Annotated in this window: 21 protein-coding genes; 1 reads left to right on the plus strand and 20 read right to left on the minus strand. The window is 72.3% G+C overall.

Annotated features, from left to right (window positions below; translation table 11 throughout):
- Positions 1-337: 337 nt before the first annotated feature.
- From AB8Z75_RS12215 to pyrR, 16 genes are all read right to left on the minus strand, one after another.
- Positions 338-2,515, minus strand: a complete 2,178-nt coding sequence (locus tag AB8Z75_RS12215) for a primosomal protein N' (protein WP_369201500.1) — start codon at positions 2,513-2,515, stop codon at positions 338-340.
- A gap of 115 nt (positions 2,516-2,630) precedes the next feature.
- Positions 2,631-4,154 carry an MFS transporter gene (locus AB8Z75_RS12220; RefSeq protein ID WP_369201501.1) on the minus strand — a complete coding sequence of 508 codons (1,524 nt, stop codon included), beginning with the start codon at positions 4,152-4,154 and terminating at the stop codon, positions 2,631-2,633.
- Positions 4,151-4,798 (minus strand): TetR/AcrR family transcriptional regulator, encoded by a 648-nt coding sequence (locus tag AB8Z75_RS12225; RefSeq protein ID WP_369201502.1) that lies wholly within the window; start codon positions 4,796-4,798, stop codon positions 4,151-4,153. The genes AB8Z75_RS12220 and AB8Z75_RS12225 overlap by 4 nt, the downstream gene beginning before the upstream one ends.
- A 609-nt stretch (positions 4,799-5,407) precedes the next feature.
- Positions 5,408-6,616, minus strand: a complete 1,209-nt coding sequence (metK, locus tag AB8Z75_RS12230) for a methionine adenosyltransferase (RefSeq protein ID WP_369201503.1) — start codon at positions 6,614-6,616, stop codon at positions 5,408-5,410.
- A 347-nt stretch (positions 6,617-6,963) separates the two neighbouring features.
- Positions 6,964-8,235: a bifunctional phosphopantothenoylcysteine decarboxylase/phosphopantothenate--cysteine ligase CoaBC gene (gene coaBC / locus AB8Z75_RS12235; protein ID WP_369201504.1), complete on the minus strand. Its 1,272-nt coding sequence runs from the start codon at positions 8,233-8,235 to the stop codon at positions 6,964-6,966.
- A gap of 94 nt (positions 8,236-8,329) precedes the next feature.
- Positions 8,330-8,608 (minus strand): DNA-directed RNA polymerase subunit omega, encoded by a 279-nt coding sequence (gene rpoZ, locus AB8Z75_RS12240; RefSeq protein ID WP_027737075.1) that lies wholly within the window; start codon positions 8,606-8,608, stop codon positions 8,330-8,332.
- A gap of 105 nt (positions 8,609-8,713) precedes the next feature.
- On the minus strand, positions 8,714-9,310 hold the full coding sequence (gene gmk / locus AB8Z75_RS12245; protein ID WP_242749860.1) for a guanylate kinase: 597 nt from the start codon (positions 9,308-9,310) through the stop codon (positions 8,714-8,716).
- A gap of 37 nt (positions 9,311-9,347) precedes the next feature.
- On the minus strand, positions 9,348-9,671 hold the full coding sequence (locus tag AB8Z75_RS12250) for an integration host factor (protein WP_369201505.1): 324 nt from the start codon (positions 9,669-9,671) through the stop codon (positions 9,348-9,350).
- Positions 9,672-9,921: 250 nt separating this feature from the next.
- On the minus strand, positions 9,922-10,761 hold the full coding sequence (pyrF, locus tag AB8Z75_RS12255) for an orotidine-5'-phosphate decarboxylase (RefSeq protein ID WP_369201506.1): 840 nt from the start codon (positions 10,759-10,761) through the stop codon (positions 9,922-9,924).
- Positions 10,758-11,873, minus strand: a complete 1,116-nt coding sequence (locus AB8Z75_RS12260; protein ID WP_369201507.1) for a quinone-dependent dihydroorotate dehydrogenase — start codon at positions 11,871-11,873, stop codon at positions 10,758-10,760. Before AB8Z75_RS12260 ends, pyrF begins: the two co-directional genes overlap by 4 nt.
- 91 nt (positions 11,874-11,964) lie before the next feature.
- Complete coding sequence (carB, locus tag AB8Z75_RS12265; RefSeq protein ID WP_369201508.1) at positions 11,965-15,300, minus strand: carbamoyl-phosphate synthase large subunit; 3,336 nt, start codon at positions 15,298-15,300, stop codon at positions 11,965-11,967.
- Complete coding sequence (gene carA / locus AB8Z75_RS12270) at positions 15,293-16,483, minus strand: glutamine-hydrolyzing carbamoyl-phosphate synthase small subunit (protein ID WP_369201516.1); 1,191 nt, start codon at positions 16,481-16,483, stop codon at positions 15,293-15,295. Before carA ends, carB begins: the two co-directional genes overlap by 8 nt.
- Complete coding sequence (locus AB8Z75_RS12275; protein ID WP_242749864.1) at positions 16,483-17,079, minus strand: hypothetical protein; 597 nt, start codon at positions 17,077-17,079, stop codon at positions 16,483-16,485. Before AB8Z75_RS12275 ends, carA begins: the two co-directional genes overlap by 1 nt.
- A 5-nt stretch (positions 17,080-17,084) precedes the next feature.
- Positions 17,085-18,380 carry a dihydroorotase gene (locus AB8Z75_RS12280; protein WP_369201509.1) on the minus strand — a complete coding sequence of 432 codons (1,296 nt, stop codon included), beginning with the start codon at positions 18,378-18,380 and terminating at the stop codon, positions 17,085-17,087.
- Between the two features lies 1 nt (position 18,381).
- A complete protein-coding gene (locus AB8Z75_RS12285) occupies positions 18,382-19,377 on the minus strand; it encodes an aspartate carbamoyltransferase catalytic subunit (RefSeq protein WP_369201510.1) in 996 nt (331 codons plus the stop codon).
- 196 nt (positions 19,378-19,573) lie between these two features.
- Positions 19,574-20,218 (minus strand): bifunctional pyr operon transcriptional regulator/uracil phosphoribosyltransferase PyrR, encoded by a 645-nt coding sequence (gene pyrR, locus AB8Z75_RS12290; RefSeq protein WP_369201511.1) that lies wholly within the window; start codon positions 20,216-20,218, stop codon positions 19,574-19,576.
- Positions 20,219-20,458: 240 nt separating this feature from the next.
- Between pyrR and bldD the strand changes: the two genes are divergently transcribed.
- Positions 20,459-20,959: a transcriptional regulator BldD gene (gene bldD / locus AB8Z75_RS12295; protein WP_114020637.1), complete on the plus strand. Its 501-nt coding sequence runs from the start codon at positions 20,459-20,461 to the stop codon at positions 20,957-20,959.
- Between the two features lie 287 nt (positions 20,960-21,246).
- Here bldD and nusB read toward each other — a convergent pair whose 3' ends face one another.
- The 4 genes from nusB to AB8Z75_RS12315 all read right to left on the minus strand — a co-directional run.
- Entirely contained in the window at positions 21,247-21,672 is a 426-nt protein-coding gene (gene nusB, locus AB8Z75_RS12300; RefSeq protein ID WP_369201512.1) for a transcription antitermination factor NusB, read from the minus strand.
- A 2-nt stretch (positions 21,673-21,674) separates the two neighbouring features.
- Positions 21,675-22,241 carry an elongation factor P gene (gene efp, locus AB8Z75_RS12305; protein ID WP_369201513.1) on the minus strand — a complete coding sequence of 189 codons (567 nt, stop codon included), beginning with the start codon at positions 22,239-22,241 and terminating at the stop codon, positions 21,675-21,677.
- An 81-nt stretch (positions 22,242-22,322) separates the two neighbouring features.
- Positions 22,323-23,507, minus strand: a complete 1,185-nt coding sequence (locus AB8Z75_RS12310) for an aminopeptidase P family protein (RefSeq protein ID WP_369201514.1) — start codon at positions 23,505-23,507, stop codon at positions 22,323-22,325.
- Positions 23,508-23,622: 115 nt separating this feature from the next.
- A partial coding sequence (locus AB8Z75_RS12315; protein WP_369201515.1) for an AAA family ATPase occupies positions 23,623-24,386 on the minus strand: 764 nt, incomplete at its 5' end.

A 24,386-nucleotide genomic window follows, 5' to 3' on the forward strand; every position in this document is an offset into this window, starting at 1 on the left:
CTCCACGCGACCGCCGCCGTGGCGCCCGGGCCCSGCYCGCCACGGTGTCCACTCCTCCCCATGTACCGGATCACCGTGGGCACCCCGGCCCGCCCGTGGCGATCCGCCCCTTCTGGGGCGTCGGCGCACCGTGGAACCAGCCGACCGCGTGGAACCAGCCGAGCGCGTCATCGCGCGACGCCGCTCACGAACCACCGGCGCCGGGGCGCTGCCCGCTCCGACGGCCGGCGTTCAGGCTCCGTCCGCTGCCCCCTCGCCCGCCCGGTGCCCGGTGCTTCGGCACCGGGCAGCGATGCGTCCGGGTGGCGGGCATGTCCAAGGGGCCGCTTCGGCCGCCTCAGCCGATGTCGACCGGGTCGACCCGCACGTGCGGCACCGCGCCCTCCCTGCGTGCCAGTCGCCCCGCCAGAGCGGTCTTCAGCGACGCGGCCAGCGTGGCGCCGCTGCCCTGCGGCACTCGCACCAGTGCGCGTTCCCAGAGTTGGCCCGGCGGCGGATCGCCGGGGCGGCGCGGTCTCCCGGAGGGAGGTACCGGCAGGGGCACAGGGCCCAGCACCTGGGCGCCTTCCGGCAGCCCCGACTCCCGGGCGGAAGCCAGCAACGCGGCGACGGCCTCGGGCGGGCCGGTGACCGCCGCCATCCGGGAGACGGGGGGGAAGCCCAACTCCGCACGGTCGGCGAGCTCCCGCAGCGCGTGCCCGGCCGGGTCCCAGCGCACCAGGGCCTGTACCGGGCGCATCGACTCCTCGGCGACCAGCACCACGCTGCCGCCGTCGCCCTGCGGACGCACCAGTGAGGCGGCGCCCAGCCAGCGCCGCACGGCCTCCTCACCCGCGCGCAGATCGGGCCGTCCCAGCAGCGCCCAGCCGTCCAGCAGCAGGGCTGCCGCATACCCCTCCTCGCCCTCCGGTACCGGCTCGGCCCCCGGGGTGGCGACCACGAGTGCCGGGCGCGCCGGTACCGACTCCAGCACGTGTTCCCCGCCGGACGTCCGCACCGGCACCGACGGGAAGGCCCGCCCCAGTTCCTCCGCCGTACGCCGGGCCCCGATGACACTGCCGCGCAACCGTGTGCCCGCGCACATGGGGCAGCGCCACTGCGGGGTCTCGCGCGCGCACCAGCCGCAGCGCAGCGCCGTCCCCTCCCCGGACGCCTCCAGCGGCCCCGAGCAGTGCGCACAGCGGGCGGGCTCCCGGCACCGCTCGCACACCAGCCTCGGCACGTATCCGCGGCGCGGCACCTGGACCAGCACCGGGCCGTGCTCCAGCGCGTCCCGCGCGGTGCGCCAGGCGAGGCTGGGCAGCCGGGCGCTGCGGGCGGCCGGGTCGCGCCCCTCGTCGCCCTCGCCGGCCGTGCGGACCCGGGGCATGACGACCCGCACCGTGTCCCGATCGGCGGCCAGGGGGCGGGCGAACCCCGACTCCACCAGTTGCGCCGCCTCCACCGTGCAGCCGTGCGCCCCCAGCAGGAACGCCGCCCCTTCGGTGACGGCTCGTTGCAGCAGCACCTCCCGGGCGTGCGGCTGCGGGGCCCGCTCCTCGCTGTGCCCGGCGTCGCCGTCCTCCCAGATCGCGGCCAGCCCGAGGCGCCGCACCGGCGCGAACATCGCCGCTCTGGTACCGACGACCGCGCGCACCGCGCCGCGGTTGACGGCCAGCCATCGGCGGTACCGCGGTTCGGGTCCCGCGTCGGCGGTCAACAGCACGTGCTGTCCCTCGCCGACGAGCGCGGTGAGCGCCGCGTCCACCCGGGCGGCCGACTTGCCGTCGGGCAGCACGGCCAGTGCGCCGCGCCCGGACGCGAGGGTGGTGGCCATGGCGCGGGCCAGTTCGTCGGCCCAGCCCTGGGGGCCTGGCAGCGCCGTCCACACCGCACGAGGGGCTGACTTGTCCGCGAGCGCCTCAAGGAAGGCGGGGCCCTGCGGGTAGCGGGACCAGCCGCCGGGGTCCGGAGCTCGGGGCCTCGGTGGGCGGCGCGGCGACGTCTGCTTCTCGGCTCTGGCGCGTCGCGGTGGGACGGCCAACTGGACCACGTCGGCCAGCGACCCGGCGTAGCGGTCCGCGACCGACCGGCACAGCTGCAGCAGCTCGGGCGTGAGGACCGGTTCGGGTGAGAGGACCTGCGCGAGGGGGGCGAGTCGCCCTGTGAAGTCGGAGTCGGCCCGGCGTTCCACGACGAAACCGTTGATGAGGCCGCCGCCCTCGCGGCGCCCCTCCCGCTCTCCGGCGCCGAACCGCACCCGGACGCGGACGCCTGGCTGGGCTTCCTCGTCCATCGCCGCAGGCACGGCGTAGTCGAAGAACCGGTCGAGGTGGACCAGCCCCTTGTCGACCAGCACGCGCGCCACCGGCAGCCGCGGGGCGAGCTCGGCACCCCGCCAGGTGCGGGGTTTCGCCCTGGGGGGCCGGGCCTTGCGCTCGCGGACCGTCTCCCGGATGAGGGCGAGCTGCTCGGGCTGCTCGGGCTGTTCCGACTGCTCGCGCCCGTCCTCCGGCCCGCCGTTGTCCCTGCTCACCGGCTCAGTTTCGCAGACGGCCCGATGCCGGTGGCCGGTTGTCGGTCCGGGCCGGGGCCGCGGCGCTGCCCCGCGACGGTGTCGGTTGTGATCATCGGCATTCCTTGTCGTCTCGTCACGTTCTCGCCCGCTCGTCCTCCCCCGGACCTCTCGTGCCGACTCGGGGCCGGCCGCGAGGGGAGACCGCGGAGAGTGTCACGTCACGGGTGGGCAGGAGGACGGCTATCACCAGGAGACCGCCCAGAATGCCCATCACACCGACCACGTAGCCGATGGTGGTCGCGTCAGGTACCGGACCATGGCTGCTGAGGAATGTCTGGGCGACTGCCAGGCCCACGGCGCCGCCGAGTTGCTTGGTCAGGGCTGAGCCAGCGGTGGCTGCGCCCATGTCCGGCCGGGGGACGCAGTTTTGGGTGGCGATCGTGAGACCACCCATCGCGGGGCCTGCGCCCAGACCTGCGAGCAGGAGCCAGAGGGCGGTCAGTGCGGCAGGGGTCGCGGCGTCCAGCACCAGGAAGGAGCCGGAGCCGAGCGTCAGCAGCCCGGCCCCGGCCAGCAACACCGGCTTCGTGCGGCCGGTGCGGAGGATGACGGCGGCGGTGAGGCGGTTGCCGAGGACCATTCCGGACAGGAAGGGCAGGAGGAGCAACCCGGACATCGTCGCCGAGTGGCCGCGCACGTGCTGGAAGTAGAGCGGCAGCAGAACGCTGAGTGGCAGGGCGGCGGCCTGGAAGAAGAAGCCCGCCGTGAGCAGCGCCCCATAGGGCCGGTGCCCGAACAGACGCAGCGGAAGGATCGGCAGCGCGGCCCGGCGCTCGACGGGAAGCAGCAGCGCGAGGAGGGCGAGCCCACCGAGAAGGGGGCCGGCAAGGGCCACATCGGTCCAGCGCGCTGGGTGCGCTCCCGCGGCGTTCCCCTTGAGGCTGAGGCTGATCAGGACGAGGGAGAGGCCTGCGGCCAGCAGCAGGATTCCGGCCGTGTCCAGACGCTGCCCGGACGAAGGGGAGAGGGAGCCGCCGGCTGGGGGCCTGCGATCGGGCAGGGCGCGGAGGAGGATGAGGGCAGCGGCCAGGCCGAGGGGCAGGTTGATCCAGAAGGCCCAGCGCCAGTCCGCGTGGTCGGTCAGGAGCCCGCCGACGAGTGGCCCGCCGACGAGTCCGAGAATCGTCATGAGGGCGAGCACGGTCTGCATGCGGACCAGCCCCACTCCACGCTCCGGCGGATAGAGGTCACGCAGCAGCGCCATGCCCAGGGTGAGCAGCGCTCCGGCACCGAGCCCCTGCACAGCCCGGGACGCGATGAGGGCGGGTAACGAGTCGGCGAGCCCGCACGCCAGGGAGCCGATGAGGAAGATGCCGAGCCCGCCGAGCAGGAAACAGCGGCGCCCGTACAGGTCGGAGAGGCGACCGTAGACGGGCACGCTGACCGACGACGTCAGTAGATACGCGGTGACGAGCCAGACATACCAGGTGTGTCCGCCTCCGGTCTGCTCGACGATGCTGGGGAGTGCCGTGCCCACCACCGTGCCGTCGAGCATGGCGAGGAAGGCGCAGGCCAGCAGGGCGCAGGCCACCAGGCGGCGCCGGGGGCCGTTGAGCGCGTCATAGGGATCGACCGTGCGGGCGGGTGTGCTCCTCATCCGTCTCCGCCTTCGCCTGACCGCTTTGGACCGGCGATGAGAGCTCCGCGCAGGAAGAGGTCGACGAGCTCCCCGTCTTCCAGAGGCTGGGGGGCGCCGGGTCGCCCCGCGCTCATCAGGAGCAACTGGAAGGTTTCGGCGAGCCGTTCGGGGGCCATGCGCAGCACGTCGCGTTCCGGCTCGAAGAGCGAGGTGAGCGCGGCGCGGGGTGCGGCCAGCCCGGCCTCGCGCCGATGCCGGCCCTCCTCCGGGCTTTCGGCATCGGCGGCGGGCGGCCTCGCGGCCTTGCCGACGGAGGCGAGCGCCCCGGCGACATCCCCTATCCGGTCCATGTGGCCCCGCATGACTTCGGCCGCCTCCGTGAGCCGGTCCGGCAGCGGCTGGTCGAGGGAGATGGCCTCGAGGTGCGCGAGGGTGTCGTCGGGCCGCAGCGCCTCTTCCAGGCAGGCGGCGAGCAGCGCCTCCTTGTCGGTGAAGACGCGGAAGATCGTGCCCTCACCGATTCCGGCCGCCCGGGCGATCTTCGCGGTCGTCACCAAGGGTCCGTACTCGATGACGAGCGGCAGTGCCGCCGCCACGATCATCGCGCGCCGCTGCTCCGGATCCATCGCGGGCGCCCTGCGCCTCGCCTGTTGTTCGTTCATGCGTCGAGCGTACGGAGTGAGTACTCACTCCGTCAAGGAGTAAGTACTCACTCCGCCCGCCGCGCGGTCTCGACGCGGCACCGCGATTGCTGTTGCCTGCTCCGCAGGGGGAAACGGGAAACGGCCCCCACGCCTTGTTGGCGGAATGGCGAGGCCGCGCAGGTGCTGGACCACCAGACGGCCGCCCTCCCGCCGGACGCGCTCAGGTCTCAGGCCAAGTACGGCATACGGCGGGCCCTGCACGCTAAAAGCACCCGAGATCTGAGGGCAAGGAAGGCGGCCGGCGAAGGCGTGGGGGAAGCCCTGTCATCGCCTTGGGCCGCTCGGCCCGAGGCGATGACCCCGCGGAGAGGTCGGCGACAGGGTACGGGCCAGCCCGCGGTCGGCATGCCGGAGGCCCGGCACCCCGCCAGCATGGGGTGCCGGGCCTCCGGTTGTGAGCTCGGCGTGTGGAGACGGTCGGCGCGGGGGCACGCCCCCGTGGGCTGCCGTCCCGACGGGCTCCCGTCCCGGCAGGACCGCCCGGGACGGGGAACGGGACGGGACGCGGGGGCGGGCCGAAGCCCGGCCCCCGCCCCTCGCGGGGCAGAGCCTCGCCGCGGCCGGGAACTAGATCCCGGCCGCCTTGCGGAGAGCCTCCACGCGGTCGGTGCGCTCCCAGGTGAAGTCGGGCAGCGCGCGGCCGAAGTGCCCGTAGGCGGCCGTCTGGGCGTAGATGGGGCGCAGCAGGTCGAGGTCGCGGATGATCGCCGCCGGGCGGAGGTCGAAGACGTCCGAGATGGCCTGTTCGATCTTCTCGACGTCGACCGTGGCGGTGCCGAAGGTCTCCACAAAGAGACCGACCGGCTCGGCCTTGCCGATGGCGTAGGCCACCTGCACCTCGCAGCGGGCGGCGAGGCCCGCGGCGACCACGTTCTTGGCGACCCAGCGCATGGCGTACGCGGCGGAGCGGTCGACCTTGGACGGGTCCTTGCCGGAGAAGGCGCCGCCACCGTGGCGGGCCATGCCGCCGTAGGTGTCGATGATGATCTTCCGGCCGGTCAGGCCGGCGTCGCCCATGGGGCCGCCGATCTCGAAGCGCCCGGTCGGGTTGACCAGCAGCCGGTAGCCCTCGGTCTCCAGCTTGATGCCCTCGTCCACCAGCGCCTTCAGCTCCGGCTCGACGACGAACTCGCGGATGTCGGGTGCCAGCAGCGAGTCCAGGTCGATGTCGGCGGCGTGCTGCGAGGAGACCACGACGGTGTCCAGGCGCACGGCCTTGTCGCCGTCGTACTCGATGGTGACCTGGGTCTTGCCGTCGGGGCGCAGGTACGGGATCGTCCCGTTCTTGCGGACGGTCGAGAGCCGCTCGGAGAGCCGGTGCGCCAGCGTGATGGGCAGCGGCATGAACTCGGCGGTCTCGTCGCAGGCGTAGCCGAACATCAGGCCCTGGTCGCCCGCGCCCTGCTCGTCGAGCTCGTCCTCATCGCCCTCGACGCGGCGCTCGTAGGCGCTGTCGACGCCCTGCGCGATGTCGGGCGACTGGGCGCCGATGGACTCGGAGACGCCGCAGGAGGCGCCGTCGAAGCCCTTCTTCGACGAGTCGTAACCGATGTCGAGGATCTTGTTGCGCACGAGCGTGGAGATCGGCGCGTACGCCTTGGTCGTCACTTCACCGGCCACGTGGACGAGGCCGGTGGTGATCAGCGTCTCGACGGCGACCCGGGAGTGCGGGTCCTCCTTGAGGAGGGCGTCGAGGATCGTGTCGCTGACCTGGTCAGCGATCTTGTCAGGGTGACCCTCGGTCACGGATTCCGAGGTGAACAAGCGGCGGGACACATCGCTCCCTGGGGTTGCAGCGGCTGCTGGCTGAGCATGGGGCGGACCGGTCGGGGGCTGCGCCCAAGCACGGTCCGCGGCCAGTTTATCCATCTCCGCCGGTATCCAATCACGGACTCTCGAACTACGAGACGACCATGACCTGCTCGATTCGAACTCGCTCGCCATCGGAACCGGGCACAAGATGCCGATATGTCAGGGCGTGTCGGGCACCCATCGTCCGGGTCAAGAGCGCCCTTCCGGCCCCGTTCGACGACTTCCGGCCCACTCGGCCGGGGGCCCGATCCGGCCCGCACGAGGCCCGGAAGCCCCGGTTCCGCCAGGCTCACCCGCCCCTGCGGGGGCGCTCAGGCCCGGTCGGGGAAGCGCTGTGCGATCAGGTCCCAGACGGTCTCGGCGAGGGCCTCCTTCGGCCCGTGGGGCACAGCGGTCTCGCTCCCGTCGGCGCCCAACACGACCGCTTCGTTCTCCTCCGCGCCGAAGGTCTTCGACTCCCCCACCTCGTTGACGACCAGCAGGTCGCAGCCCTTGGCGGCGAGCTTGGCGCGGCCGTGCGCCAGGACGTCGTCGGTCTCGGCAGCGAAGCCGACGACCACCTGTCCCGCACGGGGCCTGTCCGCCGACAGGCCGGCGAGGATGTCCGGATTGCGGACCAGCGCCAGCGGCTCGGGCTCCTGGCCGTCCTTCTTCTTGATCTTTCCGCCGGCGTAGGAGGCGGGGCGGAAGTCGGCGACGGCGGCGGCCATCACCACCGCGTCCGCGTCGGCCGCGGCCCTGGTGACCGCCTCGCGCAGTTCCACCGCGCTGCCGACCCGGACGAGGTCCACGCCCGCGGGGTCCGGCAGTGCGCTGTTGGCGGAGACGAGCGTCACCCGTGCACCCCGCGCGGCGGCCGTACGGGCGAGCGCGTAGCCCTGTTTGCCGCTGGAGCGGTTGCCGAGGAAGCGCACCGGGTCGAGCGGTTCCCTGGTGCCGCCCGCGCTGACGACGACGTGGCGTCCTGCCAGGTCGGCACCGGCACCCGCGGCACCCCGGGCGAGCACCCGGCGGCAGACGTCGAAGAGCGCGTCGGGGTCCGGCAGCCGCCCCTTGCCGGTGTCCTTGCCGGTCAGCCGGCCGACGGCGGGCTCGATGACCAGAGCGCCGCGGCGGCGCAGCGTGGCGACGTTCTCCTGGGTGGCGGGGTGCTCCCACATCTCCGTGTGCATCGCGGGCGCGAAGACGAGGGGACATCGTGCGGTCAGCAGGGTGTTGGTGAGCAGGTCGTCGGCCAGGCCGTGGGCGGCCTTGGCGAGCAGGTCGGCGGTGGCGGGCGCCACGACGACCAGGTCGGCCTGCTGGCCGATGCGCACGTGCGGCACCTCGTGGACGGACTCCCACACCTGGGTGGCGACGGGGTTGCCGGTCAGCGCCGACCAGGTGGCGGCGCCGACGAAGTGCAGCGCGGAGTCGGTGGGGACGGCACGCACCTCGTGGCCGCTCTCGGTGAAGCGCCGGGCCAGCTCGCACGCCTTGTAGGCGGCGATGCCGCCGCTGACGCCGAGTACGACCTTCGGCCTCGCCTGCCGACCGGCACCCGCCTTCGCTGCCCCGGCTGCCTCGTCCCGCTCCTGCGTCACTCGTCTCTCCCCACGCGCGTCCTGGTGCCCCTATGACACACCAGGGGCCCGGCAGTCGCGCTGCCGGGCCCCTGGTGGAAGTGCTACCGACCGGTCACTGACCGACCGGCGGAGCCTCGACGGCCTCGGAGGTGAGGAGGCCGGCGTTGATCTCGCGGAGCGCGATGGAGAGCGGCTTCTCGTGCACGTGGGTGTCCACCAGGGGGCCCACGTACTCGAGGAGGCCCTCACCGAGCTGGGAGTAGTACGCGTTGATCTGGCGCGCGCGCTTGGCGGCGTAGATCACGAGGCTGTACTTGGAGTCGGTGGCCTCGAGCAGCTCATCAATCGGCGGGTTGATGATGCCCTCGGGCGTGGTGATGGAAGAGGACACTCTCTGCCTTCCGAAGGGTGAATGAAGAGGGGATCGATCGACGTGCGAGCAGCGGCGCGGCACACGTCCGCACGCCGCACGGCGGGCACAGCCCAGGCTGCGAGGTCAATCGATACGCATCAAGGCTAGCAGCTCGGCGCTGACCTGCTCGACGGAGGTGTTGACCAGGGTCCGGTCGAACTCGGCCTCGGCGGCCAGCTCGGTGCGGGCCGCGGCCAGCCTGCGCTCGATGACCTCGGGCGCCTCGGTGCCCCGGCCGGTCAGTCGCCTGACCAGCTCGTCCCAGCTGGGCGGTGCGAGGAAGACCAGCTGCGCCTCGGGCATGGACTGCTTGACGAGGCGCGCCCCCTGCAGGTCGATCTCCAGCAGGACGGGCTCTCCCCGCTCCAGGTGCTCCAGCACCGCCTGCCTGGGGGTGCCGTAGCGGTTTCCCGCGAACGCGGCCCATTCGAGCAGCTCACCGTTGGCGACGAGCTTGTCGAACTCCTCGTCGTCGACGAAGAAGTACTGCACACCGTGCCGCTCACCTGGCCGCGGCTTGCGGGTGGTGGCGGAGACGGAGAGCCAGACTTCGGGGTGGGCCTTGCGCATGTGGGCGACGACCGTGCTCTTGCCGACCCCGGAGGGACCGGAGAGCACGGTCAGCCGCGACGTGCCGACCGGGGGTGCCGGGGTCTCCCCCCGGGGAACTGCAGAACTCATGCAGTGATTATCCCGGTTAACGGGAGTGCCTGAGACCTCAGGCGGCCTTCCCGCCGAACTCCTTCTCCAGGGCGGCGATCTGGTTGGAGCCGAGACCGCGGACACGGCGGCTCTCGGAGATCCCCAGACGCTCCATGATCTGCCTGGCCCGGACCTTGCCGACGCCGGGGAGGGACTCCAGGAGGGCGGAGACCTTCATCTTGCCGATCACATCGTTTTTCTGGCCCTGCTGGATGACCTCGTGCAGGGAAGCACCGGAATGCTTGAGCCGGTTCTTGACCTCGGCGCGCTCCCGGCGAGCCGCGGCGGCCTTTTCGAGCGCGGCTGCGCGCTGTTCAGGGGTAAGGGGCGGAAGAGCCACGCCTACGTCACCTCGGATGTCGAACTGTCGGATACGGATCGGTGAGGAAACCTAGTACTCCCCCACCTGCGGAGCAACGAGCAACGCGCTTGTGCGCGGTGCTCTCGACGGAGACTAGCGGCAGTGAGGCCAGGAGTCAGCGAGAACAGACGAAAAGTCCTGGTCAGCCTCGCTCGACCAGGACTTTTCTGGACATACCCGACGCATTTTCCTGGGCTGGCCCGGGCTCCCGGCCCGGATACCGCCGGACTCAGCCCACCGCGTCGCGCACTTCGTCGGCGAACCGTGCCGCGGAGTCCCGCAGTCCGGTTGTAGCGGGTCCGTGACGAAGGACTCCCCGGCTCACGCTCGGGACGACATTCCGGGCGGCCGGGCCGAAGACGGCGGGCAGGTCCGCGGGCGTCGCGCCCTGCGCCCCGATGCCCGGCGCGAGCAGCGGACCGTTCACGTCCAGCTCGAACGCCGACAGGTCCCCCAGCGTGGCGCCGACCACGGCACCGAAAGAGCCCAGGGGCCGCGCACCCGCGTTCGCCTCCGCCAGGTGGCGCAGTACGGTGGCCGCCACCGTCGTCCCGTCGCCACCGGCCGCGCGCTGCACCTCCCGGCCCTCCGGGTTGGAGGTGAGCGCCAGCGCGAAGAGCCCGGCCCCGCCGGCGGTGGCCGCCTCCACGGCCGGGGCCAGTGCCCCGAAGCCCAGGTAGGGGCTGACGGTGAGCGCGTCCGAGAACAGCGGTCCCGCCGGGTCGAGGAACGCGGCGGCGTAGGCGCTCATCGTGGAGCCGATGTCGCCGCGCTTGGCGTCCATGAGGACCAGCGCACCGGCCGCGCGCGCCTCGGCCACCGTCTTCTCCAGGACGGCGATGCCGCGCGAGCCGAAGCGCTCGAAGAACGCCGACTGCGGCTTGAGGACGGCCACCCGGTCGGCGAGCGCCTCCACCGTCGTACGGCTGAACCGTTCGAGACCCGCCACGTCGTCGTCCAGGCCCCAGTCGCGCAGCAGGGAGGCGTGCGGGTCGATGCCCACGCACAGCGGCCCCCGCGTGTCCATGGCACGGCGCAGCCGGGCGCCGAAGGGTTCCAGCCCCGTCACGCGGCGGCCTCCTCTTCACGGTGTTCGGCGCCGACGGCCTCGGCGAGGGTGGCGTACGGGCTGGCCGCCAGCAACCGGGCGAGCCCGTCGTGCATCCGGCGCATCCACAGCGGGCCCTCGTACAGGAAGGCGGTGTAGCCCTGTACGAGCGTGGCGCCGGCGCGGATGCGGCGCCACGCGTCCTCGGGGGTGGTCACGCCCCCGACGCCGACCAGCGTGAGGCGGTCGCCGACGCGCGCGTACAGCCGCCGCAGCACCTCCAGCGAGCGGTCGCGGACCGGAGCCCCCGACAGTCCGCCGGTCTCGGCGGTCAGGGACGGATCGGCGCGCAGGCCCAGCCCGTCGCGGGCGATGGTGGTGTTGGTCGCGATGATCCCGTCCAGCCCCAGTTCGAGAGCCAGGTCGGCCACGGCGTCGACGTCCTCGTCCGTCAGATCCGGCGCGATCTTGACCAGCAGGGGCACGCGGCGCGTGGCGACCGTGCGGTCGGCCGCCTCGCGGACGGCGGTCAGCAGCGGGCGCAGGTGTGCGGTCGCCTGGAGGTTGCGCAGCCCTGGAGTGTTGGGCGAGGAGACGTTGACGACCAGGTAGTCGGCGTGCGGGGCCAGCGCCTCGGTGGAGGTGACGTAGTCGGCGACCGCCTCCGCCTCCGGCACGGCCTTCGTCTTGCCGATGTTGACGCCGACGGTGGTACGGAAGACCGCGCTGCGCGCGGCCAGCCGCGCCGCCACGGCGGCCGAGCCCTCGTTGTTGAAGCCCATCCGGTTGATCAGCGCCCGGTCCTCCACCAGGCGGAACAGCCGCTTCTTCGGGTTGCCGGGCTGGGCACGGCCGGTGACGGTGCCGACCTCGACGTGGTCGAAGCCGAGCATCGCCAGGCCGTCGATGCCCTCCGCGTTCTTGTCGAATCCCGCGGCCAGCCCGAGCGGGCCGTGCATGCGGCGGCCCAGAGCCTCGACGCGGAGTTCCTTGTGACGGGGGGCGAGGGTCGCTGCCGCGAAGGTGCGGAGAACGGGGGTGCGGGCTGCCGTGCGGATCCAGGAAAAGGCCAGGTGGTGGGCCTTTTCCGGGTCCATCCGGCGGAAGAGCGTGCGGAAGAGGAGTCCGTACATGTGGGTGGTGGGTTCCTGTGGTTGTCATGGCCCCCGCCCCTCCCCCCCAGACTTCGTCCGGGGGGGGAGGGGCGGGGGAAGGAGAACGGACTCAGCTCTCGCGGGCCGCGACCAGGTGCTCGGCGTGCTCCTGCAGGGAGCGCACGCTGACCTCGTCGCGGGCCAGGGCCTCGATGCCCTGCACGGCCGCGGCCAGCGCCTGCACCGTCGTCAGGCACGGCACCGACCGGGCGACGGCCGCGGTGCGGATGTCGTATCCGTCCAGCCGGCCGCCGGTCCCGTACGGGGTGTTGACGATGAGGTCGACCTGGCCGTCGTGGATGAGCTGCACGATGGTGGGCTCACCCGCGGGCCCGGGGCCCTGGCTCTGCTTGCGGACGAGGGTGGCGTTGATGCCGTTGCGCTTGAGAACCTCGGCGGTGCCCGAGGTCGCCAGCAGCTCGAAGCCCATGGCGACCAGCTCGCGCGCGGGGAAGATCAGCGCCCGCTTGTCGCGGTTGGCGACGGAGACGAAGGCGCGGCCCTTGCCCGGCAGGGCTCCGTACGCGGCGCTCTGCGACTTGGCGTAGGCGGTGCCGAAGAGCGAGTCGATGCCCATGACCTCGCCGGTGGAGCGCATCTCCGGGCCGAGCACGGTGTCGACGCCCCGCCCCTGCACGTCGCGGAAGCGGTTCCAGGGCAGGACGGCCTCCTTCACGGAGATCGGGGCGTCCAGCGGGAGGTCGCCGCCGTCGCCCTCGGCCGGAAGCAGCCCCTCGGCACGCAGCTCGGCGATGGTGGCACCCAGCGAGATGCGGGCCGCCGCCTTCGCGAGCGGGACGGCTGTGGCCTTGGAGGTGAACGGCACGGTGCGGGAGGCGCGGGGGTTGGCCTCCAGCACGTAGAGGATGTCGCCCGCCATCGCGAACTGGATGTTGATCAGGCCCTGGACGCCGACGCCGCGTGCGATGGCCTCGGTGGAGGCGCGCAGCCGCTTGATGTCGTGGCCGCCCAGCGTGATCGGGGGCAGGGCGCAGGCGGAGTCGCCGGAGTGGATGCCGGCTTCCTCGATGTGCTCCATGACGCCGCCGAGGTAGAGCTCGGTGCCGTCGTAGAGGGCGTCGACGTCGATCTCGATGGCGTCGTCGAGGAAGCGGTCGATGAGGACCGGGTGCCGCTCGATGAGGCCCGCGTGGCGCTCCAGGTAGGACTCCAGGGAGGGCTCGTCGTAGACGATCTCCATGCCGCGTCCGCCCAGCACGTAGGAGGGGCGGACCATGACCGGGTAGTTGATCTCGGCGGCGATGCCCTTGGCCTGTTCGAAGGAGAAGGCGGTGCCGTACTTGGGCGCGGGCAGCCCGGCCTCGGTGAGCACCCGGCCGAAGGCGCCGCGCTCCTCGGCCAGCTCGATGGCCTCGGGCGAGGTGCCGACGATGGGCACGCCGTTGTCCTTGAGGTCTTGCGCGAGGCCGAGCGGCGTCTGGCCGCCGAGCTGGACGAGGACACCGGCGACGGGGCCCGCCTGCTGCTCGGCGTGGACGATCTCCAGCACGTCCTCCAGGGTGAGCGGCTCGAAGTAGAGCCGGTCGGAGGTGTCGTAGTCGGTGGAGACGGTCTCGGGGTTGCAGTTGACCATGACGGTCTCGTAGCCGCCCACAGGGGAAGGCGCAGCTCCGAGCGCGAAGGAGGCGTGGACGCAGGAGTAGTCGAACTCGATGCCCTGGCCGATGCGGTTGGGGCCGGAGCCGAGGATGATCACCGCGGGCTTCTCGCGGGGCGCCACCTCGCTCTCCTCGTCGTAGGAGGAGTAGAAGTACGGCGTCTTGGCGGCGAACTCGGCGGCGCAGGTGTCCACGGTCTTGTAGACGGGGCGGATGCCGAGCGCGTGCCGCACCTCGCGCACCACGTCCTCGCGCAGCGAGCGGATGGAGGCGATCTGGGCGTCGGAGAAGCCGTGCCGCTTCGCTTCGGCGAACATCTCGGCGCTGAGCTCGGGTGCCGCGGCGACCGCGTCGGCGGTCTCCTTGATCAGGAAGAGCTGGTCGACGAACCAGGGGTCGATCTTCGTCGACTCGAAGACCTCCTCCTGGGTGGCGCCGGCGCGGATGGCGGCCATCACGGTGTTGATGCGCCCGTCGGTGGGGCGGGAGGCCAGCTCGAGCAGCTCGGTCTTCTCGCCGAGTTCGGCCGCCGGGGTGGCGAAGTCGAACTGGCTGCCCTTCTTCTCCAGCGAGCGCAGGGCCTTGTTCAGCGCCTCGGTGAAGTTGCGGCCGATCGCCATGGCCTCGCCGACCGACTTCATGGTCGTGGTGAGGGTGGGGTCGGCGGCGGGGAACTTCTCGAAGGCGAAGCGGGGCGCCTTGACCACGACGTAGTCGAGCGTGGGCTCGAAGGAGGCCGGGGTCTCCTGGGTGATGTCGTTGGGGATCTCGTCCAGCGTGTAGCCGACGGCCAGCTTGGCGGCGATCTTCGCGATCGGGAAGCCGGTGGCCTTCGAGGCGAGCGCGGAGGACCGGGAGACGCGCGGGTTCATCTCGATGACGACGACGCGGCCGTCCTCGGGGTTGACGGCGAACTGGATGTTGCAGCCGCCGGTGTCGACGCCGACCTCGCGGATGACGGCGATGCCGATGTCCCGGAGGATCTGGTACTCGCGGTCGGTCAGCGTCATGGCGGGCGCGACGGTGATCGAGTCGCCGGTGTGCACGCCCATCGGGTCGAAGTTCTCGATGGAGCAGACGACGACGACGTTGTCGCTCTTGTCGCGCATCAGCTCCAGCTCGTACTCCTTCCAGCCGAGGATGGACTCCTCCAGGAGCACCTCGGTGGTCGGCGAGAGGGTGAGGCCCTGCCCGGCGATGCGGCGCAGCTCCTCCTCGTCGTGCGCGAAGCCGGAGCCGGCGCCGCCCATGGTGAAGGAGGGGCGGACGACGACGGGGTAGCCGCCGAGCTCCTCGACGCCGCGCAGCACGTCGTCCATGGAGTGGCAGATGTAGGAGCGCGCGGACTCGCCGTGGCCGATCTTGCTCCGGACGACCTCGACGACCTCCTTGAACTGGTCGCGGTCCTCGCCCTTGTGGATGGCCTCGGGGCGGGCGCCGATCAGCTCGACGCCGTATTTCACCAGGACGCCGGACTCGTGCAGGGAGATGGCCGCGTTGAGCGCGGTCTGGCCGCCGAGGGTGGGCAGCAGCGCGTCGGGGCGCTCCTTGGCGATGATCTTCTCGACGAACTCGGGCGTGATCGGCTCGACGTAGGTGGCGTCGGCGATCTCCGGGTCGGTCATGATGGTGGCCGGGTTGGAGTTGACCAGGATCACGCGCAGGCCCTCGGCCTTGAGCACGCGGCACGCCTGGGTGCCGGAGTAGTCGAACTCGGCGGCCTGCCCGATGACGATCGGGCCCGATCCGATGACCAGGACGGACTGGATATCGGTGCGCTTAGGCACGCTGGTCCTCCAGGGGTGTGGCGTCGTGCTGGGTGTTTCCGTCGCGCATGAGCTCGACGAAGCGGTCGAAGAGGTAGGCGGCGTCGTGCGGGCCCGCTGCCGCTTCGGGGTGGTACTGGACGCTGAAGGCGGGCTTGTCGAGCAGCCGCAGCCCCTCGACGACGCCGTCGTTCAGGCAGACGTGGCTGACCTCGGCCCGCCCGTAGGGGGTGTCGCTGACCCGGTCGGTGGGCGCGTCGACGGCGAAGCCGTGGTTGTGCGCGGTGACCTCGACCTTGCCCGTCGTGCGGTCCTGGACGGGCTGGTTGATGCCGCGGTGGCCGTACTTGAGCTTGAAGGTGCCGAAGCCGAGGGCGCGGCCGAGGATCTGGTTGCCGAAGCAGATGCCGAACAGCGGGGTGCCGCGCTCCAGTACGCCGCGCATGAGTGCGACGGGCTGGTCCGCGGTGGCCGGGTCGCCCGGACCGTTGGAGAAGAAGACACCGTCGGGGTTCACGGCGTCGATGTCCTCGGCCGTCGCGGTGGCGGGCAGCACGTGCACCTCTATCCCGCGCTCGGCCATGCGGTGCGGCGTCATGCCCTTGATGCCGAGGTCGACGGCCGCGACGGTGAACCGCTTCTCACCGTGGGCGGGGACGACGTAGGCCTCTTGGGTCGCGACCTCACCGCACAGGTCGGCGCCCTGCATGGCGGGCGCCTCCCGCACCCGCGCCAGCAGCGCGGCCTCGCCCGCCGCCGCGGCCTCGCCGGAGAAGATGCCGACGCGCATGGCGCCGCGCTCCCGCAGGTGCCGGGTCAGCGCGCGGGTGTCGACCCCGCTGATGCCGACGACCCCCTGGTCGCGCAGTTCCTCGTCGAGGGAGCGGGTGGAGCGCCAGTTCGAGGGGGTGCGGGCCGGGTCGCGGACGACGTAGCCGGCCACCCAGATGCGCGCCGACTCCGGGTCCTCGTCGTTGACGCCGGTGTTGCCGACGTGCGGGGCCGTCATCACGACGACCTGGCGGTGGTAGGACGGGTCGGTCAGGGTCTCCTGGTAGCCGGTCATGCCGGTGGAGAACACGGCTTCGCCGAGGGTCTCCCCCACGGCCCCGTAGGCACGCCCGCGGAAGGTGCGGCCGTCCTCCAGGACGAGAAGGGCGGGATCTGCCGTCGTACCGGTCGCTCCCCTGGCGGAGGTCGTCATCATGCGCCTTCCTTGTGCTGCTGCGTGGCGGCGGCACCCTTGTCGCCGCTCATTGCGTTGATCTTTTCGACCCAGGCGGCCTGCTCGGCCGAGCGGTCGAAGCGGAATCCGGAGTCCAGCCGCCGTCCGCCGTGCTCCCACGTGACGATCAGCAGGCCGCCCTCGGTGAGCACCTTGCCCGCGATGCCGGTGTCGAGCCGGGCGCCGCACAGCCGCTCGGCGGGGACGAAGAAGTCCTCGGCGCCGGGCCGCACGACGTCCAGGCCGCGCGCCGTCAGCGTCAGCTCGACGCGGCTGCGGGTGCCCAGGCCGTGGGCGACGATCCGGTCGAGCCACTGCCCCGCGCTGGTGGAGCCGTGGTACCGCCCGGCCGCCTCCAGCAGCGGCTGCCCGGGGTGCTCGGGGCGCTGCGGGAGCTCGGGCAGGTCACCCTGGAGGGTGCCGCGCCACTTCCAGCCCTGGCGCATCAGCCAGTACAGCAGCGCGATGAACAGGACGAGCCCGACGACCCAGCCGATCCGGGCGGCCCAGTCGGTGACGTCCTGTGATTCCTGTGCGGCCGCCAGTGCGGCCACGGGGTGGTTCAACGTGCTCACACCGCTCACTTCAATGCCCCGTCCACGACCGTCGCGCGGCCCCGCAGCCAGGTGTGGGTGACGCGTCCGGGCAGCTCACGGCCCTTGTAGGGGGTGTTGGCGCTGCGCGAGGCGAAGCCCGCGGGGTCCACGCCTCCACGGTAAGCCGCATCGAGGAGAACCAGGTTGGCGGGCTCGCCGGGCGCCACGGGGCGGCCGTGTCCCGCCAGCCGTCCGATGGCGGCGGGCCGGTGGGACATCCGGTCGGCGACCTGCGCCCAGTCCAGCAGCCCGGACTCGACCATGGTGTGCTGCACGACCGACAGCGCCGTCTCCAGGCCGACCATGCCCATGGCGGCGGCACCCCACTCGCAGTCCTTGTCCTCGTGCGGGTGCGGGGCGTGATCGGTGGCGACGCAGTCGATGGTGCCGTCGGCCAGCGCCTCACGGAGCGCCATGACGTCGGCCTCGGTGCGCAGCGGCGGGTTGACCTTGTAGACCGGGTCGTAGGAGCGGACCAGCTCGTCGGTGAGCAGCAGGTGGTGCGGGGTGACCTCGGCGGTGACGTTCCAGCCCTTGGACTTGGCCCAGCGCACGATCTCCACGGACCCCGCCGTCGACAGGTGGCAGATGTGGACGCGGGAGCCGACGTGCGCGGCGAGCAGCACGTCCCTGGCGATGATCGACTCCTCCGCGACGGCGGGCCAGCCGGCCAGGCCGAGCTCGGCGGAGACCAGCCCCTCGTTCATCTGGGCGCCCTCGGTCAGCCGGGGCTCCTGGGCGTGCTGGGCGACCACGCCGTCGAACGCCTTCACGTACTCCAGCGCCCGCCGCATGATCACGGCGTCGTCCACGCACTTGCCGTCGTCGGAGAAGACCCGCACCTGCGCGGCGGAGTCGTGCATGGCGCCCAGCTCCGCGAGCTGCTTGCCCTCCAGACCGACGGTGACGGCGCCGACGGGCCGCACGTCGCAGTAGCCGTACTCCCGGCCGAGCCGCCACACCTGTTCGACCACGCCCGCGGTATCGGCGACGGGGAAGGTGTTGGCCATGGCGTGCACCGCGGTGTAACCGCCCTTGGCGGCGGCGCGGGTGCCGGTCAGCACGGTCTCGGAGTCCTCGCGGCCCGGCTCGCGCAGGTGGGTGTGCAGGTCCACCAGGCCGGGCAGCAGCACGCGTCCCTCGGCCTCGATCACCTCGGCGCCCGCCGCGTCGAGCCCGCGGCCGACCCGGGCGATGACGCCGCCCTCGATCAGCACGTCCTGCGGTTCGCCCCCCAGGACCCTGGCGCCGCGCAGCAGTGTCGTCTTCTGATCGGTCATCTCAGTTGTTCTCCTGGAGCGTCGGGGTCTCGGTGGGGGCTTCGTCCGTCCGCGAAAGCGCCGGCTCGGCGCCGCCGAGCAGCAGGTACATCACGGCCATCCGGATGCTGACCCCGTTGGCGACCTGCTCCACGGCGGTGCAGCGGGGCGAGTCGGCGACCTGGGCTGTGATCTCCATGCCGCGGTTCATCGGCCCGGGGTGCATCACGATGGCGCTGTCCGGCATCCGCGCCATGCGCTCGTCGTCGAGCCCGTAGCGGCGGGCGTACTCCCGCTCGGTGGGGAAGAACGCCGCGTTCATCCGCTCCCGCTGGACCCGCAGCATCATCACCGCGTCCGACTTGGCCAGCACGGCGTCCAGGTCGTACGACACCTCGCACGGCCAGGCCTCCACCCCGATCGGCACGAGGGTGGGCGGGGCGACGAGGGTGACGTGCGCCCCCAGGGTGGACAGCAGGTGGACGTTCGAGCGGGCGACGCGGCTGTGCAGGATGTCGCCGACGATGGTGATGCGCAGCCCGTCGAGGCCCGCGCCCTCCCGGCCGACCAGGCGGCGGCGCACGGTGAAGGCGTCCAGCAGCGCCTGGGTGGGGTGCTCGTGGGTTCCGTCGCCCGCGTTGACGACAGAACCGCCGATCCATCCCGAGGTCGCCAGCCGGTGCGGGGCTCCGGACTCGCCGTGCCGGATGACGACGGCGTCGGCCCCCATGGCCTCCAGGGTGAGCGCGGTGTCCTTGAGGGACTCCCCCTTGGAGACGGACGAGCCCTTGGCGGAGAAGTTGATGACGTCGGCCGACAGGCGCTTGGCCGCGGCCTCGAACGAGATCCGGGTGCGCGTGGAGTCCTCGAAGAAGAGGTTGACGATGGTGCGGCCGCGCAGGGTGGGCAGCTTCTTGATCGGCCGGTCGGCGAACCTGGCCATCTCCTCGGCGGTGTCGAGGATGAGGACGGCGTCGTCGCGGGTGAGGTCGGCGGCCGAGATGAGGTGACGCTTCATCTGTTGCCTGGGCCTTCCGTGGGGTGGGATGAGGTCGTCGCGAGGGGGCGGACGCGGCGCGGCGTGCACGTCGCGCGCCGGTGCGTGCCCCGGCGCGTGGGGTCCGTCCTGACGGCGTGCACGCGGGCGTGCGGTGCGGGCCGCACGGCGGCCGTGCCGGGCCGGACGCGCGGGGCGTGGGTGGCCGGGGGTGCGGCTAGCTTGCGGGGGCGGTGCCGTGGCGGGGATGTTCCGCCGCGTCGTCGACGCCGGTTTCGCCGGCGGCGGCCTCGCGAGCGGCGGCCTCGCGGACGCCGAGCAGCACGCCGTCGTGGCCGTCCTCCTCGGTCAGTTGCACCCTGACGGTCTCGCGCTGCGAGGTGGGGAGGTTCTTGCCCACGTAGTCGGCGCGGATCGGCAGCTCACGGTGACCGCGGTCGACGAGAACGGCGAGTTGGACGGCGCGGGGACGCCCGATGTCACCCAGGGCATCGAGCGCCGCGCGGATGGTGCGGCCGGAGTAGAGCACGTCGTCGACGAGGACGACGAGTCGTCCGTCGACCCCCGCGGCCGGGATCTCGGTGCGCGCGAGGGCACGTGCGGGGCCCAGACGGAGATCGTCCCGGTACATCGTGATGTCGAGCGAGCCGACCGGGACGGCGCTGCCGGTGATCTCCTCGAGCTTTTCGGCCAGCCGCCGGGCGAGGAAGACGCCACGGGTGGGAATGCCGAGAAGTACCACGTCGTCGGCGCCTTTGGCGCGTTCGACGATCTCGTGCGCGATGCGGGTGAGGACCCGCTTGATGTCCGGCGCCTCCAGTACGGGGCGCGCCGGTTGCAGACTGGCGCTGCTGTCGTCCATGAAAATCGGACCTCCTTGACCGCCTCACGGGACGGGCCTTAAAGGACGTCTTGTTGTCGTCGGTCAACGCTACCAGGACCCGTCACACGGACTCGCGCGGGGGCCGCACCAGCCATCTGGACCCCCTCGGCTTGACGCGGCACATTACGCTGCGTAACCTCACAGTGAGTTACGAAGAGCGCGGCGCAGCGAACCGCGTTGGCGCAGCCGCTCAGCGAGATCCAGCGTCCGGGGAGCCATATGTCCAGCGAATACGCCAAACAGCTCGGAGCCAAGCTCCGCGCCATCCGCACCCAGCAGGGCCTCTCCCTCCACGGTGTCGAGGAGAAGTCCCAGGGCCGTTGGAAGGCGGTCGTGGTGGGCTCGTACGAGCGCGGCGACCGGGCCGTGACCGTCCAGCGCCTCGCCGAGCTGGCGGACTTCTACGGGGTGCCGGTCCAGGAGCTGCTGCCGGGCACCACTCCTGGCGGGGCCGCCGAGCCGCCGCCGAAGCTGGTGCTCGACCTCGAGCGCCTCGCCCACGTGCCGGCCGACAAGGCGGGCCCGCTCCAGCGGTACGCGGCGACGATCCAGTCGCAGCGCGGGGACTACAACGGCAAGGTCCTCTCCATCCGCCAGGACGACCTGCGCACACTGGCCGTGATCTACGACCAGTCCCCCTCCGTGCTCACGGAGCAGCTCATCAGCTGGGGCGTCCTGGACGCCGACGCGCGGCGGGCCGTCTCCCACGAAGAGGTCTGAGACCGTACCCGTACCCCTCCCCGCCGCCGGGGCCACCTTCCGGGCCGAAGGCCGGGAACAGTCGCGCGACCCGACGGCGGAAGACGGCGGTGCCCGACCGACCGCACCCGGCCCCCTCGGGCGGGGACGGCCGGCTGGGCACCGCCGTTTTCCTGTCCCGTGGTGGCCCGCCTTCTCCGGCCTCCCAGCGGAGGGGTGCTCCGGCAGCGCAGACGCAGCAGACGAAGGGGTGGTGCCTTCTCCCACGAGAAGGCACCACCCCTTTGTCAGCGGCGGAAGACCAGGCCTCAGCGCAACAGCGTCGGCTTGAGCTCCTTCAGCCGGCCCAGCAGGCCGTTGATGAAGCCCGGGGACTCGTCCGTCGAGAACTCCTTCGCCAGCTGGACGGCCTCGTCGATGACGACGGCGTCCGGGACCTCCTCGCTCCACAGCAGCTCGTAGACGCCGAGCCGCAGGATGCTGCGGTCCACATCCGGCATGCGGTCGAGCGTCCAGCCCACCGCGTAGGTGGACAGCAGCTCGTCGATCCGTGCGGCGTTCTCCGCGTAGCCCTCCACGCAGGTCATCGCGTACTCGGAGACGGGCGGCTGGCGGGTGTCCGTCCGTGCGAGCCGCAGCCAGTCGGCGAGCACGGTCCGCACGTCGGCGCCGCGTTGGTCGGCCTCGAAGAGGATCTGGAAGGCGCGTTTGCGGGCCTTGTTGCGTGCGGCCACGGTTAGCTGTTCACCCGGCCGAGGTACTCGCCGGAGCGGGTGTCGACCTTGATCTTCTCATCGGTCGTGATGAAGAGCGGCACCTGGATGCTGTAGCCGGTCTCCAGCTCGGCCGGCTTGGAGCCGCCGGTGGAGCGGTCGCCCTGGACGCCCGGCTCGGTGTGCTTGATCTTCAGCTCGACGGCGGCCGGCAGCTCGACGTAGAGGACCTCGCCCTCGTGCTGCGCGACGGTGGCGTCGAACCCCTCGATCAGGTAGTTGGCCGCGTCGCCGACGGTCGCGCGGTCGACGTGGAGCTGGTCGAAGGTGTCCATGTCCATGAAGACGAAGTAGTCGCCGTCCATGTAGGAAAATTGCATGCCCCGCTTGTCCACGGTGGCCGTCTCGACCTTGGTGCCCGCGTTGAACGTCTTGTCGACGATCTTGCCGGACAGGACGTTCTTCAACTTTGTACGGACGAAGGCGGGGCCCTTGCCCGGCTTGACGTGCTGGAACTCGACAACGGACCAGAGCTGGCCGCCGTCGAGCTTGAGCACCATGCCGTTCTTGAGGTCGTTCGTGGATGCCACGGTCGCGGAATCTCCTGAGACTGCTGCGGAGACCAGAGCGCTGCCGCGCCCTTCGGCCCGTGGGCCCGACCCCCGCGGGGGTCAGAGGGCGAGCAGCTCCTTGGTCGTGATGGTGAGTAGCTCGGGTCCGCCGTCCGCCTGCGGGCGGACGACGAGCGTGTCGTCGATCCGGACGCCGCCCCGGCCCGGGAGATGGACCCCCGGTTCGACGGTGACCGGCACACGAGCGTCAAGTTTACCCACGGCCGCGGGCGACAGCCGAGGGTCCTCACCGATTTCCAGCCCCACCCCGTGCCCGGTCGCCTCGCCGAGCGCCGCACCGTGCCCCGCGGCACCCAGCACCTGGCGGGCCGCGCGGTCCACCTCGCGGCACTCGGTCCCGGGGCCCAGCGACTCCCGCGCGGCCCGCTGAGCGGCGAAGACGACGTCGTACAGCTCGATCTGCCAGGCGTCGGGAGCCGTCCCGATGACGAACGTACGGCCGATCTGACAGCGGTAGCCGCGGTAGCGGGCCCCCAGCCGCACCGAGAGGAAATCGCCCTCCTCCACCCGCCGGTCCGTCGGGCGGTGACCCGGCAGCCCCGAGTTCGGCCCCGTCGCCACCGACGTGGGGAAGGCCGCGCCCTCGGCCCCGTGGTCGATCAGCCTGCGCTCCAGCTCCAGCGCCAGGTGCCGCTCCGTGCGCCCCACCAGGATCGACTCCAGCAGCTCCCCGAGGGCCTGGTCGGTGATCTCCGCCGCGACGCGCAGCGCGGAGATCTCCTCCTCGTCCTTGACCACCCGCTGCTGCTCCACGACCAGGCCGAGGTCGGCCAGGTGCACCGAGGGCGCGGCGGCGGTCAGCGCACGGTGCCTGGCGACCGTCAGATGGTGCTCCTCGACGGCGAGCGCGCGGGCACCGCCGCGCTCGGCCAGCGAGGCCGCGACCACCGCCGCGTCGCCGCGGGGACCGCCCTGCGCGTCCGCGTCCCCCGGGCCGCCCACCGGCGGCGCCCCCAGGGGCCCGCCCGGCACGTCCAGGCTGACCTCTTTGAGGTCGTCGGCCGGGTGCGCGCCGTTGCCGGGGCCCTGGCCCGGGGTCGAGACGAGGGTGTCCTGGCCGTCGGGGCCGAGCAGCAGCACGCTGCCCGGCGCCGCACGGCCGGTCAGATAGCGGACATTGGCGGGGCGGGAGATCAGCACCGCGTCCGCGGGACCGTCGTGGGCGGTGCTCGCCGCACAGCGGTCGCGCAGCCGGGCGCGGCGGGACACATGCACCTCGGACATATGCCGAGCGTACGCAGCGTGGGGCGCGCGGGCCGCCCGGACACGGCCGTGCGGGCGAGCGGATTGCGATTGTCGGGTCAGCCGAGGGTCGTTCCGGGGCGGCGGGAGCGGCCGGTCACCAGCTCACCGGGCTGGCGAGGCTGCGCGCGACGACGTTGTCGAGCATCTGCGCCGTGCTCGCGATGTCCTGGCGCGAGTTGTCGATGATCGGCAGCCCGGAGCTGTACCAGCCCGCCATCCGGCCGTGGATGTGGGCCACCTCCTCGTCGGCCAGGCGCCGGTTGCCGCTGCGCTGCGCGTTGCGCTCCAGCACGACGTCCAGTCCCGGCAGCAGGACCACCGGGATGAGCCCGGGGCCCACGTGCCGCTTCCAGCCGCCGAGGCCGATGACGGGCCAGTCGGGGAAGACGGCGTCGTCCAGGATGCAGGAGATGCCGTTGGCCAGGAAATTGCGGGCGGCGAAGCCGCAGGTGCGGCGGGCGAGGCGGTACTGCGCCTCGGAGTTCTCGTTCCAGCCCGTCTGGGGGTCGGAGAATCCTGAGCGCACCCACTCGCGCACGTCGTCGAGGCTGATGTGGGAGGTGGGGACGGCGCGGTGATCGGCCCAGTACCGCGCGACCGTGGTCTTGCCCGCACCGGCCGGTCCGATGAGCAGGACCGCGACGGCGGCCCTGGTGGCGTCGAGCTGGGCCGGGGTGGCGTCCGGCGCCGGTATCTCGACGGGCGCACCCGGCCCCAGTCTGACGTGGCCGGTCGCCTCGGCCGGGGGCATGCTGCCGCCCGGCTGCGCGGGTGCGCTCGCGGGGGGCGCGGGAGCGGGCTGCGGATGCGGCGGATGCGGCTGCGCCGGGAGAGGCTGCGACGGAGGCTGCTGGGGTT

Source organism: Streptomyces sp. PU-14G, assembly GCF_041028275.1.
Classification (GTDB): domain Bacteria; phylum Actinomycetota; class Actinomycetes; order Streptomycetales; family Streptomycetaceae; genus Streptomyces.

Bases quoted from the DNA above. Each gene is read 5' to 3' on its own strand.
- AB8Z75_RS12280 (WP_369201509.1), bottom strand. From the start codon at position 18,380: ATGACCGATCAGAAGACGACACTGCTGCGCGGCGCCAGGGTCCTGGGG.
- carA (WP_369201516.1), bottom strand. From the start codon at position 16,483: ATGACGACCTCCGCCAGGGGAGCGACCGGTACGACGGCAGATCCCGCC.
- AB8Z75_RS12220 (WP_369201501.1), bottom strand. From the start codon at position 4,154: ATGAGGAGCACACCCGCCCGCACGGTCGATCCCTATGACGCGCTCAAC.
- pyrR (WP_369201511.1), bottom strand. From the start codon at position 20,218: ATGGACGACAGCAGCGCCAGTCTGCAACCGGCGCGCCCCGTACTGGAG.
- AB8Z75_RS12225 (WP_369201502.1), bottom strand. From the start codon at position 4,798: ATGAACGAACAACAGGCGAGGCGCAGGGCGCCCGCGATGGATCCGGAG.
- AB8Z75_RS12310 (WP_369201514.1), bottom strand. From the start codon at position 23,507: ATGTCCGAGGTGCATGTGTCCCGCCGCGCCCGGCTGCGCGACCGCTGT.
- AB8Z75_RS12285 (WP_369201510.1), bottom strand. From the start codon at position 19,377: ATGAAGCGTCACCTCATCTCGGCCGCCGACCTCACCCGCGACGACGCC.
- bldD (WP_114020637.1), top strand. From the start codon at position 20,459: ATGTCCAGCGAATACGCCAAACAGCTCGGAGCCAAGCTCCGCGCCATC.
- gmk (WP_242749860.1), bottom strand. From the start codon at position 9,310: ATGAGTTCTGCAGTTCCCCGGGGGGAGACCCCGGCACCCCCGGTCGGC.
- AB8Z75_RS12260 (WP_369201507.1), bottom strand. From the start codon at position 11,873: ATGTACGGACTCCTCTTCCGCACGCTCTTCCGCCGGATGGACCCGGAA.